The organism is Pseudocitrobacter cyperus (assembly GCF_039889165.1).
GTDB classification, from domain to species: domain Bacteria; phylum Pseudomonadota; class Gammaproteobacteria; order Enterobacterales; family Enterobacteriaceae; genus Pseudocitrobacter; species Pseudocitrobacter cyperus.
The window spans coordinates 110812-126100 of record NZ_JAYMYY010000007.1 but is presented as its reverse complement, the minus strand read 5'-3'; the positions used below and the strand labels follow the sequence as shown (position 1 = coordinate 126100).

Here is a 15289-nt window from a genome sequence, read left to right as displayed (position 1 = left end):
GCGGATATGTTGTCCAAACAGATCCCGCTTGGCATCTATGAAAAAGCGCTCCCCGCCGGGGAGTGCTGGCTGGAACGTCTGCAACTGGCGAAAACGTTAGGCTTCGACTTTGTCGAGATGTCAGTTGATGAAACCGACGATCGCTTGTCGCGCCTCAACTGGAGCCGCGAGCAGCGTCTGGCGCTGGTCAATGCGGTAGTTGAAACCGGCGTTCGTGTGCCGTCCATGTGTCTTTCCGCCCATCGACGTTTCCCACTGGGTAGCGAAGATGACGCGGTGCGCGCGCAGGGGCTGGAGATTATGCGCAAAGCTATCCAGTTCGCTCAGGACGTTGGCATTCGCGTTATTCAGTTGGCGGGCTATGACGTCTACTATCAGGAAGCCAACAACGAGACGCGTCGTCGTTTTCGTGAAGGGCTGAAAGAGAGCGTTGAAATGGCCAGCCGCGCGCAGGTGACGCTGGCGATGGAGATCATGGATTACCCGTTGATGAACTCCATCAGCAAGGCGCTGGGTTACGCACACTACCTGAATAACCCGTGGTTCCAGCTCTATCCTGACATCGGCAATCTGTCAGCATGGGATAACGACGTGCAAATGGAACTCCAGGCAGGAATGGGGCATATCGTCGCGGTTCACGTCAAAGACACCAAACCGGGCGTCTTTAAAAATGTACCCTTTGGCGAAGGCGTGGTCGATTTCGAGCGCTGCTTCGAAACTCTCAAACAGAGTGGCTATTGCGGGCCCTATCTGATTGAGATGTGGAGCGAAACGTCGGATGACCCGGCGAGGGAAGTAGCGAAAGCGCGTGACTGGGTGAAAGCGCGTATGGCTAAAGCAGGCCTGGTGGAGGCAGCATAATGCAAAAGCTAAAGCAGCAGGTGTTTGAAGCCAATATGGATCTGCCGCGCTACGGGCTGGTGACTTTTACCTGGGGCAACGTCAGCGCTATTGACCGCGAACGTGGGCTGGTGGTGATCAAGCCGAGCGGCGTCGCCTACGAAACCATGAAAGCGGGCGATATGGTGGTGGTGGATATGAGCGGCAAGGTGGTGGACGGGCAGTATCGTCCTTCATCAGACACCGCAACCCATCTCGAACTCTACCGTCGCTACCCGTCACTCGGCGGCATCGTGCATACCCACTCCACCCATGCCACGGCGTGGGCGCAGGCAGGCATGGCGATCCCGGCATTGGGTACGACCCATGCGGACTACTTCTTCGGCGATATTCCCTGTACCAGGGCGTTAAGCGAAGAAGAGGTGCAGGGGGAGTATGAGCTGAATACCGGTAAAGTGATCATCGAAACGCTGGGTGACGTTGAGCCGCTGCATACGCCGGGTGTTGTGGTCTATCAACATGGGCCGTTCGCGTGGGGAAAAGATGCACATGATGCAGTGCATAACGCCGTGGTGATGGAAGAAGTTGCGCGAATGGCGTGGATTGCGCGCGGCATCAATCCGCAACTCCAACCTATCGACAGCTATCTGATGAACAAACACTTCATGCGTAAGCATGGGCCTGACGCCTACTACGGTCAGAAGTAACAAGGCACCCCGGATCTGATTCACCTCAGGGATGCTATCGGTCAGGATCCGGGGCCTTTCTGCATGCTTTAACGGTAAATATCGGCGCTGGCATGAATCGCGCCGTTGCTGCCTGGCTCATGCATAATGATGGGGCGGAAATAGGTCGCGCCCTGTGCATCGCTTTCTTCATTGAGTGCCAGTTCAGCCTCACTCAGGGTGGCGAGATTATGGTTAATATAAATGACCCCTAAGCTCTGCACATCGTCCATATTGCGGGCCTGGCGGGCATCTATTTTTATGGCGGCGGAGACGTTTGCACTGAGCAACAGCGCCGCGAGAATGGCAATGGTGATTTTTTTCATCCTGTACGCTCCACTTCAGTCTGATGCTTAGGGTAACGACCCCTCCTCTCAACACAGTTGTTCTCTGATTAAAGTGTAATCTTTTCTATTAGGTTTAATCGTGACCATTTTTGATGCGATTGTTCAAAAAAACCGCGACTCTTGTGTCGTCTAATTTTAAATCAACGGGTTAATCTGAGTTTGCGCTTTGTGCGAATTATTTGTGCAATCACCTTGAGTTTCACGGGGCATACCAGTATTATGACGCGTCAATTTTTCAGCCGCCCTTTAACACGTTCCTTGCCTCCATGGGCCGCGGCTGACCCAGACAGGAGGCTGAATAATCCGTAAGGAGCAATTCGATGCGTCATTACGAAATCGTTTTTATGGTCCATCCTGACCAGAGCGAACAGGTTCCGGGCATGATCGAGCGTTACTCTGCTGCTATCACTGGTGCAGAAGGTACGATCCACCGTCTGGAAGACTGGGGCCGCCGTCAGTTGGCTTATCCGATCAACAAACTGCACAAAGCTCACTACGTTCTGCTGAACGTTGAAGCACCGCAGGAAGTTATCGATGAGCTGGAAACAACTTTCCGCTTCAACGATGCCGTTATCCGCAGCATGGTTATGCGTACTAAACACGCTGTTACCGAAGCATCTCCGATGGTTAAAGCGAAAGACGAGCGTCGTGAACGTCGCGATGATTTCGCAAACGAAACCGCAGATGATGCTGAAGCTGGGGATTCTGAAGAGTAATTTCTGATGACCAACCGTCTGGCGCTGTCCGGCACCGTGTGCAGGGCTCCCCTTCGAAAGGTCAGTCCATCAGGAATACCTCATTGCCAGTTCGTGCTTGAGCATCGTTCTGTGCAGGAGGAAGCCGGTTTTCACCGGCAGGCGTGGTGCCAAATGCCCGTTATTATTAGCGGACACCAAAACCAGGCCATTACTCACAGTATAACGGTCGGCAGTCGCATAACCGTTCAGGGCTTTATCTCTTGCCACAAAGCAAAGAATGGCCTGACAAAAATGGTTCTGCATGCCGAGCAGATTGAATTGATAGATTCTGGAGACTAGCCATATGGCACGTTATTTCCGTCGTCGCAAGTTCTGCCGTTTCACCGCGGAAGGCGTTCAAGAGATCGACTATAAAGATATCGCTACGCTGAAAAACTACATCACCGAAAGCGGTAAGATTGTCCCAAGCCGTATCACCGGTACCCGTGCAAAATACCAGCGTCAGTTGGCTCGCGCTATCAAACGCGCTCGTTACCTGTCCCTGCTGCCGTACACTGATCGTCATCAGTAATCGGTCACGGTCCATTAATACGACTTTGAGAGGATAAGGTAATGCAAGTTATTCTGCTTGATAAAGTAGCAAACCTGGGTAGCCTGGGTGATCAGGTTAACGTTAAAGCGGGCTATGCTCGTAACTTCCTGGTACCACAGGGTAAAGCTGTTCCTGCTACCAAGAAAAACGTTGAATTTTTCGAAGCACGCCGTGCTGAACTGGAAGCCAAACTGGCTGACGTTCTGGCCGCTGCGAATGCACGTGCTGAAGCAATCAATGCACTGGGCAACGTGACCATCGCGTCTAAAGCTGGCGACGAAGGTAAACTGTTCGGTTCCATCGGTACCCGCGATATCGCTGATGCAGTTTCTGCAGCAGGCGTTAAAGTGGCTAAGAGCGAAGTTCGTCTGCCGAACGGCGTTCTGCGTACCACTGGTGAGCACGAAGTTGACTTCCAGGTTCACAGCGAAGTCTTCGCTAAACTGGTTGTAAACGTTGTTGCTGAGTAATTAATTACTCATCACCACGACAAGACGCCGGCCCTGTGCCGGCGTTTTGCTTTTTATCGCACTCGCTTTAATGCTGGTATGGTAGCTATTTCTCATACGATCCATGATAATAAATGAAACGTCATTTTAACTCTGGTGTATGGAATGGAAACTGCCTGCCCGGCTCCCGTCTTTGCCCGTAAACATGTGGCTTATGCCTGCGCGACACTCTGCTGTTTATTATGGGGAAGTTCCTATCCCGCCATTAAGAATGGCTATGAGCTTTTTCATATCGCCACCGACGATATTCCGTCGAAAATAGTTTTCGCCGGCTACCGTTTTCTGCTTGCCGGGCTGGTGCTGCTGCTCTTTGCGCTGACGCAGCGTAAACCCATTGCGCGATTGAATAGCCGTCAGTTTGGCCAACTCACGCTGCTGGGGCTCACTCAGACGTCTATCCAGTATGCGTTCTTTTATATCGGCCTTGCATTCACCACGGGCGTAAAGGGCTCGATTATGAATGCGACAGGCACCTTCTTCAGCGTCCTGCTGGCGCACTTTATCTACCAGAACGACCGGCTGAGCTATAACAAAACCATCGGCTGCGTGCTGGGCTTTATCGGCGTGATGCTGGTGAACTTCAACCACTCGCTGGCCGATTTTAGCTTTGTCTGGCAGGGAGATGGCTTTGTGGTGCTGGCGGCTTTTATCCTCTCCGCATCAACGCTGTATGGTAAGCGGATATCGCAAACGGTAGACCCGACAGTCATGACCGGCTGGCAACTGGCTATTGGTGGTTTTGCGCTGGTCGTGGGGGGCTATCTGACGGGGGGACATCTGGCGATAGAGAGCACCACGGCACTGGCGGTTCTCGCGTATCTGGTGTTCCTCTCATCCGTCGCTTTCGCCCTGTGGAGCGTGATCCTTAAATACAACCGCGTCAGCATGATTGCGCCGTTTAATTTTGTTATTCCGGTAGCGGGGACGGTGCTGTCGGCGATTTTCCTCGGCGAGAATATTTTCGAGCTGAAGTACGCGGTGGCGCTGGTGCTGGTGTGTTCGGGGATCTGGTGGGTGAATAAGGTCAGCAAAAAGTAAGGTCAGCCCGATGATGTTATCATCGGGCTAATGCGTTAACGCACCCGGATAAAGCTCCCGTTCGGCTGGCGGGTAAACAGCACTTGTCCATTCCCGGTATCGATAGTCAGCCCGGTCACGACGCCGCTGGCGTTCTGACGAATTTGCACCATTTGGCCGTTTTGCAGATTGCTCAGCGGCTTGCCTGCGCCTTCAACCTGCGCCATGGCGTAAACATCGGTCGCCGGGAGGTTATGGTCGCGGAATAACTGTGCCAGCGTTTTCCCCGGCTCAACGCGGTAAGAGCGCCACTGCTGGTCAATCCCCTGATTTTCCTGGAACGGCTGCGTCTGCGGTTGGCTTTGCGCCTGTGGCTCTTCCTGCGGCTGCTCTTCAGGGATCGGTTCGGGTTCAATAGGCGCCACCTGACCGGGATCGTTATTCGGTGTAACCAGTTGCGGCTGGACAGGCGGGTTGTCCGGCTGTGGACGTGACTGAGACTGAACGTCGAGCTGCGCATTGCGGCTGACGGGATCAGGCGTGTTATCGTCAGCGGATGGCAACAGAAAACCGATAATCACTGCCAGGGCGGCAATAATAATGCCGCGACGGTGCGGGGTCGGTAGCGGATCCATGATGCGAAGATTATCCGGCGCATGCCAAATCTTCACCAGCGTAGGTTTTAACTCAAATCGCCCGGGCATGGTTTTCCTCCTGCTCCGCGTTTTTTATAATCCTCGTCACGAGTATAGCTGGCTAACTGCCTGAACGATGTGGCAAAGCGCGCTTTCGCGACATATCCATAGGTAAGATCATTCTTCCGGCCTATTGTTTCTTTTTCCCCGTGATTTGTCATCTTTCCTGACACAAAGTTTACCGTATCGGGCATGGCTGTTATGCTGCCCGCTACTTTATACCCGAAGAAAGGAAAGACAATGGCCACCCCGACTTTTGACACCATCGAAGCACAGGCAAGCTATGGCATCGGCCTGCAGGTAGGACAGCAACTGAGTGAATCCGGTTTAGAAGGCCTGCTGCCGGAAGCGCTGGTTGCAGGCATCTCTGATGCGCTGGAAGGCAAACAGCCTGCTGTGCCGGTTGAAGCTGTGCATCGCGCCCTGCGTGAAATCCACGAACGTGCTGATGCCGTGCGTAAAGAACGTTTTGCGGCGATGGCGGCTGACGGTGTGAAATACCTGGAAGAAAACCGTGAGAAAGAAGGCGTGAACAGCACCGAATCCGGTCTGCAATTCCGCGTACTGACTCAGGGCGAAGGCGCTATCCCGGCGCGTACCGACCATGTTCGTGTGCACTACACCGGTAAACTGATCGACGGCACGGTATTTGATAGCTCCGTCGCGCGCGGCGAACCGGCTGAGTTTCCGGTAAACGGCGTTATCGCAGGCTGGATCGAAGCACTGACCCTGATGCCAGTCGGCTCCAAATGGGAACTGACCATTCCTCACAACCTGGCCTACGGTGAGCGCGGCGCGGGTGCATCCATCCCGCCATTCAGCACCCTGGTCTTTGAAGTCGAGCTGCTGGAAATCCTGTAAGCCCGTATCATCCCCTCTCCTTATGGTGAGGGGATAACCAAAATCAGTGATTAATCCTTAAGTTAGACATTCGCTGGAGTTTTATCTTGCAAATACGTCTATTGCGTGTATTTTTGTGACGTGTTTCCCATACCTGGAGTGATATAACACTCACTTTCAACATATACTTAACATTATATTCAAATCATAGTATTCATCCCGCCGATTCTTACCTAATATCGAGTCATCCTATAATCGGGATCGTCTCACTAGATGAAATAAAGGCCACAAGAGCCTGCACAACACAGACAGAACCAACAGGAAGAAAATCACATGGTAGATCAGATAAAAGTCGCTGCCGACGAAGAACAGGCACCGGCTGAACAATCGCTGCGGCGAAACCTCACCAACCGGCATATTCAGCTTATCGCGATTGGCGGCGCGATTGGTACCGGGTTGTTTATGGGTTCCGGGAAAACGATTAGCCTTGCCGGGCCGTCGATTATTTTTGTTTATATGATAATCGGCTTCATGCTCTTCTTCGTGATGCGTGCGATGGGGGAGTTGCTGTTATCCAACCTCGAATATAAATCTTTCAGCGACTTCGCCGCCGACCTGCTCGGCCCGTGGGCGGGCTACTTCACCGGCTGGACTTACTGGTTCTGCTGGGTTGTCACCGGTATGGCTGACGTGGTGGCGATAACCGCCTATGCGCAGTTCTGGTTCCCGGGACTGTCGGACTGGGTGGCGTCGCTTGCTGTTGTCGTACTCCTGCTGAGCCTCAACCTTGCCACCGTGAAGATGTTTGGTGAGATGGAGTTCTGGTTTGCGATGATTAAAATCGTCGCCATCGTGGGGTTGATTGTCGTCGGCCTGGTGATGGTGCTGATGCACTTCCAGGCGCCAAACGGTACCGAAGCTTCGTTTGCGCATCTGTGGAATGACGGCGGCTGGTTCCCGAAAGGCATTAGCGGCTTCTTCGCAGGCTTCCAGATAGCGGTCTTCGCCTTCGTCGGTATTGAGCTGGTGGGCACTACCGCTGCGGAAACCAAAGATCCGGAGAAATCGCTGCCGCGCGCCATCAACTCGATTCCGATTCGTATCATCATGTTCTACGTCTTCGCGCTGATCATTATTATGTCGGTCACGCCGTGGAGCTCTGTGGTTCCGGAGAAAAGTCCGTTCGTTGAACTGTTTGTGCTGGTGGGGCTGCCAGCGGCGGCGAGTATCATCAACTTTGTGGTGCTGACGTCTGCGGCGTCTTCCGCAAACAGCGGTGTGTTCTCAACCAGCCGCATGCTGTTTGGTCTCGCACAAGATGGCGTGGCGCCGAAAGCCTTCGCTAAACTCTCCAAACGCGCAGTACCGGCAAAAGGGCTGACCTTCTCCTGTATCTGCCTGCTGGGCGGTGTAGTACTGCTGTATGTGAACCCAAGCGTGATCGCGGCGTTTACCATGATCACCACTGTCTCCGCGATTCTGTTTATGTTCGTGTGGACGATTATCCTGTGCTCTTACCTGGTGTACCGTAAACAGCGTCCGCATCTGCATGAGAAATCAATCTATAAGATGCCGCTGGGTAAAGTGATGTGCTGGGTGTGCATGGCGTTCTTCGCGTTCGTTATCGTTCTGCTGACGCTGGAAACCGATACCCGTCAGGCGCTGATCGTCACCCCGCTGTGGTTCGTGATTCTGGGGCTGGGCTGGATGTTCCTGAGAAAGAAAGCCATCGCCAGATAAGCGGATGAGAAATGTCAAAAAGGTGCTTAACGGCACCTTTTTTATGCCCGTCTAAACGTATTCCGAAAATTAAACTTTACTGTATAAACAAACAGTGTTTTGCGCGGCGAAGGGTATGATTGCTGGCGGGTGCCTGAGGCTTTCTGACTTCAGGCTACTGCGGAGGTCGGAGAGAGGAGGCCCCAGGAAGATGTTAATTATCAACCTGAGGCTGACTACCCGAACCAAACAATCGGATAGTAGCCTCTTCTTCGCATGGAGGCAACGCAATGCTGACAAAATACGCCCTTGTGGCAATCATAGTACTCTGTTTTACGGTGCTGGGATTGGCGTTGATGATGGGAGATTCGCTCTGCGAATTGAGCGTCAAGGAGCGCGGTATTGAGTTTAAGGCTGTTCTCGCTTGCGAAACGAAGAAATAGCCGTTATGCGGGGAGCAATCCCCGCATATTCGGATCCGATTCCTGGGAAAGGAACCTAAGGCACCCTTTTTATTCGCCCGCCAGCGCGCGCGGGAACAGCACGTTGTTTTCGAGACTGATGTGTTCCATCAGGTCGTCGATCATTTCGTTAATGCCGTTATACATCGCCTTCCAGGTGGTGCAGGCTTCGGGCGGAATCGTCACATTGTTGGTCGTGTGTTTAATGACTTCCAGCAGTTCGCCCGCTTCGTCATGTTCACTTTCCATCACGCTGATTGGCCCCATTGCCTGGCTGCCCATGCCCTGTTTGATCATCGGGAACAGAATCTGCTCCTCTTTCATCATGTGGCTGGAAAGCTCCTGGTGCAGCATGGTGAGGTATTTAGCCAGGCCTTTTGGTACGTTCGGCTTATCGGCGTGTACGCGTTCGACTTTGCTGGCCTGTAAAATCAATTCCGGTAGTTGTTCGCGGTGACGATCGTGGTAGCGTGGGATGATGTAATCGATGATTTCGGCCAGCGGAGCGGTACGCCAGTCTTTCTCAACCGGCTGTTCAGCCAGTTGCGCCAGTTCAGCCTCAATAATTTCAACGTCCAGTTCCTTGCGAGCCGCGGCGCGAGCCAGGGTTTGCTTACCGCCGCAGCAGTAGTCCATATCGTATTTACGAAACAGCGCGGATGCGCGTGGGATGGAGAGCGCCAGCTCGCCTAAAGGTTGGTCGCGGAAGGCCATAGTCGTTACCTCGTCATCGATAATATAAGATGCATTTTAAATGCATCTTTAAGTTGAAGATATACCCCTTTGGGGGTGTATCTTCAACTGTGCGGCCCGATCAGGTGTTTTTTACTTCTTCGCTCAACGTCTGAAGCGCTGGCTTCACAGGCTTTGCCCGCACGGCGATCACTACACCCAATACCAACAGAGTGATGCCGCTCAGCGTAAGCAGCGGTGGTACGCTGTGACGCAAAACAAAGGTATAAAGCAGCCCGGCAAGCGTCTCGAAAACGATCAGCGGCCCAAGGATCACCGTCGGTAAACGCTGGCTAGCAATGTTCCAGCACAATGCGCCTACCCAGGAGCAGAGCACCGCAATCACGATCATCAGGGTAATGAACACGACCGGGCGTGGGCCAAACGGTAGCGGAAAAACTTCCGGCTGTGTGCTCAACCAGCCGCAGGCGGCAAGATAGCCCAGCAGCGAGACCGGCAGCGTCACCAGCGCCTGGGCGGTAGCCCACATCATCGGATGTTTATCCGGATTTTCCCGCAGCCAGCGAGCATTACGCAGGGCATACCACGCCCAGCAGACGACCGAAACCAACGCCAGCGCGATGCCTGATGCGTAACGCACCCAGTTGAAATCCGGCAAGCCGTGGCTTAACTCGGCGATGTTTACGCAGGCCAGACCAATACCGATGCAGAGGAGCGCCGGTGCCAGTTTCGACCAGGCGAGTTTGCCGTCGCGCTGGCTGTAGAGCAGGTTTGCGAAAACAGGAATGACGACGGGCAGGGTGCCGATAATCATTGTCGACACAGGCGCGCCGGTGCGTTGTATGGCGCTTGCCAGGCAGACGTAATAAATCAGGTTGCCCATCATGGTCAACGCCAGCGCGGTTAACCAGTCCCGCCCGGTCAGGTGTTTAAGCCTCGCGCGGCCCAACCATGCCAGCGGCAGGGCGATCAGCCCCAGCGCCAGATAGCGCCCGGTCGATTGAAGCACCGCAGGATATTCCGGCACGATCAACGGCCCGACAAAAATTAAGCCCCACATCAGCCCCGCCAGCAGGGCATAAAGCACACCACTAATCATCTTCACATCCACATTGACCACCATTTGCCGCAGTGTAGGCGAGGTGGGGAAGGGAATATTGTACAGGATTGCGCATCAGCGCCGGTTTACCTGCTTTTGATAGCGCACCGGGGTGATCCCGTAACGTCGGGTAAACGCACGGGTGAGGTGTGATTGATCGGTGAGGCCGGTCGCGACCGCCACTTCTGCAGCTGGCATCCCGTGTGTGAGGAATGCTTTCGCGCGCCACAGGCGGATAGCCATCAGCATCTGGTGCGGTGTAACGTGAAAATGGGCTTTAAACTGGCGCTGAAAGTGATAGGGACTCAGGGAGACCACCTTCGCCAGCTCGTCGAGCATCACCGGGTGCATGTAGTTATCGTGCAGATAGTCGCGAACCTGGTCAAAACGATGGCTGGCTTCTGCTGCCTGCGGCGCATGGTGCGCGAAGGGGCGGAAGGTGTCGATCAGGTTGAGTAATAGACCCTGCTGCTCCAGCGGATCGTGGGTATTCCACAGTTGATAAATCTGCTGACCAAGAAGCCAGGAGCGCTGCGGATCATGACGCAGCACATCGCTAAACCACCAGTGACGTACACCCGTTACCTCTTCAAGCTGCGTTGGGTCGAGGTAAATCATCCGGTAACGCCAGCCGTCGGCGGTTTCTGCCTCGCCAGTGTGCAGTTCGTCGGGATTCATGGTGACAACCGAGTTTACCGACGCCACATATTGACTGCCGCGATAGCGAAAACGCTCTGCGCCCAGTTCGATGGTGCCAATACCAAAGGCTTCGTGAGTATGCGGTTCGAAAGCGTAGCGGGAGATATGCGCGTGGTATAGCTCCACGCCCGGCACCTGCGCCAGGTGTCGGAAATTGGCGCTATCTTTTTCATCTGTGAAGTAGTCAGGTACGCCCTGCACGGCTTGGCTCCTCCGGTGTCATCTTTTTATTATCGGAGATGACCCGGAGGGGCGCTACAAAAATTAACCAATTAGTAACAGTTACAGGATGCCTTTGACGCTTTCGGCAAGCGTCGTGCTCGGGCGGCCGATGAGTGTGCTGAGCGTTTTGCTGTCATCAAACAGGCCGCCTTTCGCTGCGCCAACGTCTGAGTCTGCCAGCATATCCGCCAGCCCGGCAGGCAGGCCAACACCTTTTAGCGCGGCGGCGAAATCGGCTTCGCTCAGGTTCTGATAGGTGACGGGTTTGCCACTCTGACGAGTCAGCTCTGCTACCAGTTGCGTCAGTGTCCAGGCGTTATCGCCCGCCAGTTCATAAACCTTGCCTGCGTGGCCCTCTTCGCTAATGACGCGCGCCGCAGCGGCTGCATAATCAGCACGGGTCGCTGAGGCGATTTTGCCATCGCCCGCCGCGCCGATGAACACGCCATGCTCCAGTGCCGCCGGGGCGCTGGCAAGGTAGTTTTCGCTGTACCAGCCATTACGCAGCAGGGCATAAGCGATGCCGGAATCAGCCAGCATTTTTTCGGTCTCGACATGTTCGGCGGCCAGACCAAGCGGAGAGGTATCCGCATGCAGCAGGCTGGTGTAAGCAATAAATTTCACGCCCGCGGCTTTCGCGGCATTGATTACGTTGCGGTGCTGAGGCGCGCGCTGGCCCACTTCGCTGGAGGAGATCAGCAGCAGTTTTTCTACGCCCTGAAGCGCTGCGGTCAATGCTGCTTCATCGCTGTAGTCACCCTGCCGTACATTAATGCCTTGTGCACTCAGCGCCTGCGCTTTCGTCGGGTTGCGAACGATAGCTACAAGCTGGCTGGCTGGAACGGTTTTCAGTAAGGATTCGATAACATGCTGGCCCAGTTGGCCGGTCGCACCGGTAATAGCGATCATGGGAAAGTCTTGTGAAGTGACAATAATGTTGTATATTTAAAATCAAAAAATGACATTAAAGTTGTATAGCTAAGCGGAGATAGTCCTTATTTTTGAACTGCTTAGCATTACGATTTTCCCACAATCCCAGTTACTTAATAAGCACATTTCTAGATGGAATTCATCCAGTTACTGGTGAATGCAAAGGATGATATATACCTTCGCCAACTTGTAGTGAGCATAGCGATCGTGCTCAATCATTATCTGATAGTATGTATCGTCACCATTTTTCTCGTCTGGCCGGAGAGCTGTCAAATTCGTTTTTCACTTCAGCTATAGGGGCTGAGTGTTGTATTGAAGATAAGTTAAGTTCAACACCTAAGACGCTAAAAACTCTAAATAAACGCTCAAAACTGGCGCTGACAGGATTGGATTCAAGTCTGGCATAGGCCTGCTGAGTTACTCCTAATCGTTGAGAAACCTCTTTCTGTGTGAGGCCATTTTCTTTGCGAAAACCAACCAACATGGGACGTAACTGGTTAAGGTGTTTTATCGGGTAAGTTGTATTCATATAAGATAGCCGCTGTGCTTGCGCCTGATAATTGCATCTGTAAACACATTTAACAACGTATAGGGTGTTAAAACAATAATACAGCCTATAAGTTGTTAAATGCGCATAAGGTCTGATCATAGGTTTGTAATCACAAAACTTACCTTCGGATAAAGAAGATGGCCTAACTCGCCGTCTGTAAACACTCTCAACGGAAGCCCTAGAAACAATTACCAAGTTTTCTTTCAAGTGAATACTGAATATGATGCCATAGAATAATTTTCTGTTTCAGGCATTATTGCATAGATATCATAACGTTGGCCTAGATTATTATCCTTGAGCAAGAGTATTTTATGTCGTCCAGAGTAACATAGCAAATGAAGAGGCTTATGGGCTGAATGTGTAAACGTCTACACTCTTTGCTACGGACCAGCAGGCGCAATGGAACTTTTAAGATTGCCAATATTCTCATGTGTTACAACGACCTGGCTGTAATTTATGCGGGTATTCATACATCGTGTGGGTATATACGGAGACGTAGCGGCGACATTCAAAATTTATCGAGGAGGATTCAGGATCTGAGACTGATTTACTAGGCTAGCAACAACATTTTGGTGCATGACACAGTTGGTTGTGGACAACATGCCTTAGTCTCGAACCTGAATATGCTCAAATTTATTTTTACATCAATGAATGTCGCTAACTCAATAATAAACAAGCACATAACCATACTAGTAAATTACCGGATGGCCGTTCCGGTGAGATCCGATTTTCTGGCGTATTAAAACTTTCCGGAAGTGTACCACGCACACGGAATAAGCATAGCGCCCTTTTAGGGTGGAAAGTGAGTGGACATGGGGCAGGGAGTGAACACAACATATAGCGTTACAGGCAGATGATAACACCGCTACATATTGGGATAATGGGCCGCTGCGCGCCGGAGGCCGGAAAGAAGATCCGGAACTACCTTTTTTCGGATCCTGGCAGAGGACAAGAAGGATCATTGCTGATGAGTCACCAGAAAGTAGAGTTGTTGTGATTAGGAGATTATTGAGCAGGACGCAGCTAAAAATGATTGTATACGTCATCAAATCAAAAAAAGTGTTCTTTGCTGTACGGCTGAAACACGGATCCGGGGACGGGTCAGGCGGAAAGGAGGTATCACGATTCTGCTTTTTGTGACAGGTTTTTTCTTTTTTTTCAAGTACATGACTCCAACATATTTACCGATCATCTCCGTCAGCGTCGCATACTGGTCTGCGTTATTGATCAGTTCGCCAAAAGAATAATTGATATTGTAGGGTTTACCCGACGTTTCTTTGTAATGATCCAGACTGGCACTCAGCGCGTGCAGTACATGATGCCTGAGCCGATCCGTCAGAAGTTAAGGTTGTTCGAAAGCGTCAGTAAAATTAAGAAATGAGCAGGGCCGGAACCGGCAAATTATTCAACAAGTCATTTCGGATGAGTTCGAAAAACACCAAGCCGATAACTATTACTCTATTGCTTTCAACAAAGATATGGCCACTCATGTCATGATAAGTAAAGATATCATTGATGCTATAATTGTAAAATTCAGGAACGTTATAGTCGACTATGGTGAGCTTCCGTACTTTTATGAGTAAGCCTGGCGCAGTAGGATTAATTTTTCCCGTTGCGGCCATATTTCTATGACCACAATCAGTGCCAATATTACTTTGTTTCCATAGCAGGACACTGCGCAGGATCAAATACCGTTTTCCAGTCCTTTTGCATATCCACCACCGTCCACCCTTTTTCTTTTGCGACCTGTAATCCCTCAACCAGTTTTCCACTGGCCGGAGGATGGCTGTCATAGGCATATTCACGTTGCGCATCAGTATGATGGACGATAAGACCGAATGTTTTCGCCCTCGGATTCGCCGCCGTATATTGCATCATGGCAAGATCGCCATCACTATTGCCAAAGGCCGCTACGGGCCGATGCCCCATAAACAGATGAATGGCGACCGGTTTATTGGTCGCATCATCGTTAAACGCGCCCTGCATAGTTTTCTTGATCTCTGTACCGTCCCCGGTGAGCGCAAATTCCCCGAGCGCAAAAGAGCCGACGACCTGTTCAGGCGGAATACCATACATCTTCTGCGAAAGCACCCGCATAAAGTCAATGCCACCGCCGGAGATAATCCAGGTTTTGAAGCCATTCTCGCGCAAATAGTCCAGCAGCTGGCGCATCGGCTGATAACCCAGGCGATCGTAACCGCAGCCGAAGCGCGGATCCTTTTTCGAAGAAATCCAGTTTGCCACGCGCTGATTAAATTCGGTGGTCGTAATATTGCTGTGCGTTAACGCCAGCAGCTTGATCAGTCCGGGTTCGCCTGCGGCGGCGACGGCTTTGATATCGTTGTTAAGAACCGACTGTACAAGGGGATCGTTCGCCCATTCAGGATGCTGCGGTGCCAGGCGGTTTACCTCATCAAGGGCAAACTGGATCTGGAACGTGAGCGGGGCTTCTGGCCATAAGGTTCCGTCATTATCGAAAACAACATACCTTTCTTCAGGCGGAATAAAGGTTGAACGATCGGCATCAGTTGCATTTTCCACCCACTTGACAATGGCCTTTTTGGCTGCGGTATCATTCCAGGCCGAAAGGGGCTCGGCTATTGCAGAACCGCACAGGCTGGTTAACACAAGACTAAGCAACACACGTTTCATA

At 52.1% G+C, this 15289-nt stretch carries 18 protein-coding genes; 10 read left to right on the top strand and 8 right to left on the bottom strand.

Going from position 1 to position 15289, the window contains the following annotated elements:
• Positions 1-6: 6 nt before the first annotated feature.
• Both ulaE and VSR74_RS19555 read left to right on the top strand, forming a co-directional pair.
• Positions 7-861: an L-ribulose-5-phosphate 3-epimerase UlaE gene (ulaE, locus tag VSR74_RS19560; RefSeq protein WP_347796243.1), complete on the top strand. Its 855-nt coding sequence runs from the start codon at positions 7-9 to the stop codon at positions 859-861.
• Positions 861-1547: an L-ribulose-5-phosphate 4-epimerase gene (locus tag VSR74_RS19555; protein WP_347796242.1), complete on the top strand. Its 687-nt coding sequence runs from the start codon at positions 861-863 to the stop codon at positions 1545-1547. The genes ulaE and VSR74_RS19555 overlap by 1 nt, the downstream gene beginning before the upstream one ends.
• A gap of 68 nt (positions 1548-1615) precedes the next feature.
• Here VSR74_RS19555 and yjfY read toward each other — a convergent pair whose 3' ends face one another.
• A complete protein-coding gene (gene yjfY, locus VSR74_RS19550) occupies positions 1616-1891 on the bottom strand; it encodes a DUF1471 family protein YjfY (protein WP_347796241.1) in 276 nt (91 codons plus the stop codon).
• A gap of 341 nt (positions 1892-2232) precedes the next feature.
• Between yjfY and rpsF the strand changes: the two genes are divergently transcribed.
• The 5 genes from rpsF to VSR74_RS19525 all read left to right on the top strand — a co-directional run bounded on the left by rpsF (position 2233) and on the right by VSR74_RS19525 (position 4749).
• Positions 2233-2628, top strand: coding sequence for a 30S ribosomal protein S6 (gene rpsF / locus VSR74_RS19545; protein WP_347796240.1), 396 nt, complete (start codon positions 2233-2235; stop codon positions 2626-2628).
• 6 nt (positions 2629-2634) lie between these two features.
• Entirely contained in the window at positions 2635-2949 is a 315-nt protein-coding gene (gene priB / locus VSR74_RS19540; protein WP_347796239.1) for a primosomal replication protein N, read from the top strand.
• A gap of 4 nt (positions 2950-2953) precedes the next feature.
• Positions 2954-3181, top strand: a complete 228-nt coding sequence (rpsR, locus tag VSR74_RS19535) for a 30S ribosomal protein S18 (protein ID WP_000135199.1) — start codon at positions 2954-2956, stop codon at positions 3179-3181.
• Between the two features lie 41 nt (positions 3182-3222).
• Positions 3223-3672: a 50S ribosomal protein L9 gene (gene rplI, locus VSR74_RS19530; RefSeq protein WP_347796238.1), complete on the top strand. Its 450-nt coding sequence runs from the start codon at positions 3223-3225 to the stop codon at positions 3670-3672.
• Between the two features lie 144 nt (positions 3673-3816).
• Positions 3817-4749, top strand: a complete 933-nt coding sequence (locus VSR74_RS19525; RefSeq protein ID WP_347796237.1) for a DMT family transporter — start codon at positions 3817-3819, stop codon at positions 4747-4749.
• Positions 4750-4784: 35 nt separating this feature from the next.
• Here the strand turns inward: VSR74_RS19525 and VSR74_RS19520 are convergent, their stop codons facing one another.
• Entirely contained in the window at positions 4785-5432 is a 648-nt protein-coding gene (locus VSR74_RS19520) for a LysM-like peptidoglycan-binding domain-containing protein (protein ID WP_347796236.1), read from the bottom strand.
• A gap of 231 nt (positions 5433-5663) precedes the next feature.
• Between VSR74_RS19520 and fklB the strand changes: the two genes are divergently transcribed.
• From fklB to VSR74_RS19505, 3 genes are all read left to right on the top strand, one after another.
• Positions 5664-6284: an FKBP-type peptidyl-prolyl cis-trans isomerase gene (gene fklB / locus VSR74_RS19515; protein WP_347796235.1), complete on the top strand. Its 621-nt coding sequence runs from the start codon at positions 5664-5666 to the stop codon at positions 6282-6284.
• A gap of 312 nt (positions 6285-6596) precedes the next feature.
• On the top strand, positions 6597-8003 hold the full coding sequence (gene cycA / locus VSR74_RS19510) for a D-serine/D-alanine/glycine transporter (RefSeq protein ID WP_347796234.1): 1407 nt from the start codon (positions 6597-6599) through the stop codon (positions 8001-8003).
• 269 nt (positions 8004-8272) lie between these two features.
• A complete protein-coding gene (locus VSR74_RS19505) occupies positions 8273-8425 on the top strand; it encodes a Hok/Gef family protein (RefSeq protein WP_188016907.1) in 153 nt (50 codons plus the stop codon).
• 69 nt (positions 8426-8494) lie between these two features.
• On the opposite strand, the gene ytfE is transcribed toward VSR74_RS19505, so the two are convergent.
• The 6 genes from ytfE to VSR74_RS19475 form a co-directional block, all read right to left on the bottom strand.
• Positions 8495-9157 (bottom strand): iron-sulfur cluster repair protein YtfE, encoded by a 663-nt coding sequence (ytfE, locus tag VSR74_RS19500; protein WP_347796233.1) that lies wholly within the window; start codon positions 9155-9157, stop codon positions 8495-8497.
• A 100-nt stretch (positions 9158-9257) separates the two neighbouring features.
• Positions 9258-10235, bottom strand: a complete 978-nt coding sequence (locus tag VSR74_RS19495) for a DMT family transporter (protein WP_347796232.1) — start codon at positions 10233-10235, stop codon at positions 9258-9260.
• 75 nt (positions 10236-10310) lie between these two features.
• On the bottom strand, positions 10311-11135 hold the full coding sequence (locus tag VSR74_RS19490; RefSeq protein ID WP_347796231.1) for an AraC family transcriptional regulator: 825 nt from the start codon (positions 11133-11135) through the stop codon (positions 10311-10313).
• An 81-nt stretch (positions 11136-11216) separates the two neighbouring features.
• Positions 11217-12065, bottom strand: coding sequence for an SDR family oxidoreductase (locus VSR74_RS19485; protein ID WP_347796230.1), 849 nt, complete (start codon positions 12063-12065; stop codon positions 11217-11219).
• Between the two features lie 259 nt (positions 12066-12324).
• Positions 12325-12615: a helix-turn-helix domain-containing protein gene (locus tag VSR74_RS19480; protein ID WP_252066499.1), complete on the bottom strand. Its 291-nt coding sequence runs from the start codon at positions 12613-12615 to the stop codon at positions 12325-12327.
• Between the two features lie 1671 nt (positions 12616-14286).
• Entirely contained in the window at positions 14287-15288 is a 1002-nt protein-coding gene (locus VSR74_RS19475; protein WP_347796229.1) for an HAD family hydrolase, read from the bottom strand.
• Position 15289: the final 1 nt, after the last annotated feature.